General features: G+C 42.9%; 4 protein-coding genes. All 4 read right to left on the minus strand.

Annotated elements, in window-relative coordinates; all coding sequences use genetic code 11:
- The 4 genes from ACEW9O_RS04760 to ACEW9O_RS04775 are packed head-to-tail and all read right to left on the minus strand — an operon-like array spanning position 1 to position 3078.
- Positions 1 to 162 carry a hypothetical protein gene (locus ACEW9O_RS04760; RefSeq protein WP_373548989.1) on the minus strand — a complete coding sequence of 54 codons (162 nt, stop codon included), beginning with the start codon at positions 160 to 162 and terminating at the stop codon, positions 1 to 3.
- Positions 162 to 1895 carry a DUF2326 domain-containing protein gene (locus ACEW9O_RS04765; protein ID WP_373548986.1) on the minus strand — a complete coding sequence of 578 codons (1734 nt, stop codon included), beginning with the start codon at positions 1893 to 1895 and terminating at the stop codon, positions 162 to 164. The genes ACEW9O_RS04760 and ACEW9O_RS04765 overlap by 1 nt, the downstream gene beginning before the upstream one ends.
- Positions 1886 to 2131 (minus strand): ABC-three component system middle component 6, encoded by a 246-nt coding sequence (locus ACEW9O_RS04770; protein WP_373548987.1) that lies wholly within the window; start codon positions 2129 to 2131, stop codon positions 1886 to 1888. Before ACEW9O_RS04770 ends, ACEW9O_RS04765 begins: the two co-directional genes overlap by 10 nt.
- Complete coding sequence (locus ACEW9O_RS04775) at positions 2131 to 3078, minus strand: ABC-three component system protein (RefSeq protein WP_373548988.1); 948 nt, start codon at positions 3076 to 3078, stop codon at positions 2131 to 2133. Before ACEW9O_RS04775 ends, ACEW9O_RS04770 begins: the two co-directional genes overlap by 1 nt.
- Between the last annotated feature and the right edge of the window lie 208 nt (positions 3079 to 3286).

Raw genomic sequence — 3286 nt, forward strand, 5'->3', positions numbered from 1 at the left:
TTACTTCACACCCAATTCTGTGCGAATCTTGTTCAGCGCACTTCCTGCGCGTACCCAGTCAATTTGCTGCTCGTTGTAGGTGTGCAGCACGTCGAAGGTCTCGCTTTTGCCGTCGGCATGGTCGAGGCGGATTTGCAGGGGTTTGCCCGGGGGGCGTGGCACTACCCTTTGTCATACTCCATTAGCACCTGCTGACCTAGCAGTTTCATTTCGTCTGATTCGTCAGTCAGTTCTAAAACACACTTCTGATGTAGCCTTTCAGCGATTTCAGGAAACTGGTTTTGGATGTCTTCAAACTCGTTCTGATTGAGTGCGATGATGTACTGCAGTCCCTTTTGTTCAGACTGTTCCAGCGCAAATTTTAAAAGTGTAGATTTTTGACGAGTATCCACGCCTTCAAAGATTAAGCTGTCATGCCATATGGCTTTGACTTGGTGATGGTGCTGGGCCAATAAAATCATCCAATCGTAGCAAAATATTTCCACCTTATCTACTCCTCCTCCACTTCCACCAGTATCAATGTAAGGATCAATATTGAAGCGGATTTGGTTGTCACCTTCGTTGTTGGTCACGTTAATGCCCGCTGTTTTATCATCATAACAGTCACGAACGATAGACTGGAAGAGTGCGATGTTGTCTTCTAAAAGTGCCTCTTTTTCAGTCAAGTAGTTGTTTGCCTGAATGTTACCGTCTTTAAGAGCGATTTCGATTTCATTGATTCTGTTTTTTTGCTTGGTTGTAAATTCTTTGAAAAATTCAAATTTTTCCAGTTGCTGAGTGGCATCAGTTAATCTTCGGGTTAAGTCAAGATATTCTTCCAAAGCACCGCGACCTTTCAGGAATTGAAGCAGTTCTGATCTTTCACGGTCAAGCAGATCAATTTTTTCGTTTTCGGCTGCTACTAACCCTTCAAACTTGTGTTTTTCTTTTATCAATCGTGAAGTTCGGTCAGACAAGATTTTCAAGTGAAACTGCTCTGCTTCTTGTGCAGTCCTCTTGATCAAATCTGGTATCTCTATCTGGGCTTCATCGTACATTTTGAGTACCTTTTCAACCGGAATATCCTTTTTTAGAAGAAGGGTGTTTTCAATATTGGCGATGACATTCTTGAAGCGTACCACCTCATTTATCCGTTCAGCGATCTCCCTTGTTTTTTTGTCTGCTTCCAGTTTGAGTGAATTGTAATCCTCTGCAATCACAAAGGATTGCAGCGATTTTTGCAGCCGCTCAATCTCATCTTTGAGGCTCTTGATTTTAATGTCTGGGTTAAGCCTGACAGGCTGCTTTTCCAAAAAGGCCTTAAAATCGGGGTTGCCTTCCAATTGCTTCTTAAAATCTTTGGCCTCTTTCAGTTCTTTTCTGAACCGTAGTTTGTCGGAGATAAGTTTTGTGTCGAGTCCCAGTAAGTACGCATTGTTCAGTTGGCGAACAGGGTCTTGCTCTTTCCGGATATATATAGTAGCATCATTGTAGGCAAATTTCCCAGGGCGGATGAACCGCGAAATGAGAGAGCGAAATGAGATGTGTCCGTCTTGCTCGGGGGCCTCGAATAGCAAATCGAACATGAATCCCCTGAATTTATCAAGGGAATACTTTTTGTTGTTTAAGAAAATATCGCCCTGTTTTTTGGTCGATCTTAGGCTTTCGTACTCCTTACCATTAATCTCAAATTGCAGTTGAAACTCCCAATCTGGCAGGTTTTCTCCAAATGCTTTGTTGTTGGACGAACCCAGACAGAAATGTGTCAGGGCAATTGATAGAGACTTTCCTGTACTATTATAGGTTTTGAGCTTGTCTTCCACCTTCTTGCTGGCCAAAATGAGTGAAAGCCCCGTCGCGTTGAACTCGATGGTGCGAAAACTCTCTTGGTTGGCAGACAACTTTATCAGGCGCATGTCTCGATTTTTCCTTCAGGCGTGTAATCAATAGCTCGGATCATGTACAAGAAATTGAGGGCCAGAATCATGTTTTCAAAGGTATGTTTGGTCGGAAACTTAGGTGAGCCAAGTGTCTTTTCTAGTTGTTGCCACAGTTCATCAATGGTTTGTGGGGAGTCCAAAACCGTCAAAATATAACCGCCCAGTCCTAACAAGGACTGCGAGATTGTGATATGTTTATCAGGTAGAATCATCAGTCAAAAAGTTCGGTTTTGGGCGGTTCAAAAATATCACAACTTTCAAAATAGTAGGACATCAGTGCGATGATGGCAGGAGAAATAGCATGGCTTGGGGTTTCATTGGGGGTAGATTTCCCAAAAATGTAGAAAAATATTTCATCGCTTCGTTCACCATGATCTCCCACTATTTCTTTTTTCCCTTGCTCATAGAGGCCCGAAAACTTCTCTTGGAGAATTGACTTGAGATCAGACTCCAATTCAAAATATGTTTGGAGTGTCCCAATTTGAAATTCTCCCATTTTCAACAAATCGGCTACTTGGCTGCTCAGGGAATTGAACTGTATTTTTTTAACAAAGCCGGGGCGAGCTGCAGCAAGAGGTTTTCGAACAACAAAAGGCGATTCCAGCAGATGTTTGACCACTTCGTTCAGCGCCTCAAAGCCTACGATTTGGCCAAGGTCTTCAACATTGGGTATGGCGAACCGAAGACAAAACATTTTGTCGTCATCTGTAAGCGACTCAAATATGTGCTGCAAATCTTTCGATAGAAATGGCTCACATGGAATGTTATGCTTTTGTGTCAACTCGAGAAGTGCCCCCTCTACCTCTGGGTAAGCATACCTAAATTCATCATTGAACACAAAATAGAATCTCAATACCGGTGTAAGATGATTCCACTTTTCAATAATCCCCTCGAATGACTCGACGAGTTTTTTTACCGTCTTCGGGACATCAATTTCTTCTGGTTGTTCCGGCGCATAAACTTGGTAAAACACCCCCACTTTGTCATCATAACCGTCATTTTTCCAATCTCCAAGCGGGCCTTGTGGCTTGATAGTTCGGAAATGTGGGTTGGCTCTCCCCATGATTTCCACAAAAAATTTCTGGAATTCAGCCCCTTTATACTCGTATATTTTGTTACGAAAGAGGATTTTAGCAAAGTAGCGTTCGGCGTTATTCATAAAGCGGTATGAGCAGTAGGCTTATTGCTGTGCAAAGGAAAACAAAAGGTTTGATTTTCCAAAACCTAAAAAACCGGCTGCCCGCACCTCTCGCGCGAACAGCCGGCAATCGAATCAATCGGCTTAATCGAAAGAATCGAATCAATTACTTCACACCCAATTCTGTGCGAATCTTGTTCAGCGCACTTCCTGCGCGTACCCAGTCAAT

Origin of the sequence: Haliscomenobacter sp., assembly GCF_041740695.1 — a bacterium.
GTDB lineage: Bacteria > Bacteroidota > Bacteroidia > Chitinophagales > Saprospiraceae > Haliscomenobacter.

Coding starts and splice junctions, on each gene's coding strand:
- ACEW9O_RS04775 (WP_373548988.1), bottom strand. CDS start 3,078: ATGAATAACGCCGAACGCTACTTTGCTAAAATCCTCTTTCGTAACAAA.
- ACEW9O_RS04770 (WP_373548987.1), bottom strand. CDS start 2,131: ATGATTCTACCTGATAAACATATCACAATCTCGCAGTCCTTGTTAGGA.
- ACEW9O_RS04765 (WP_373548986.1), bottom strand. CDS start 1,895: ATGCGCCTGATAAAGTTGTCTGCCAACCAAGAGAGTTTTCGCACCATC.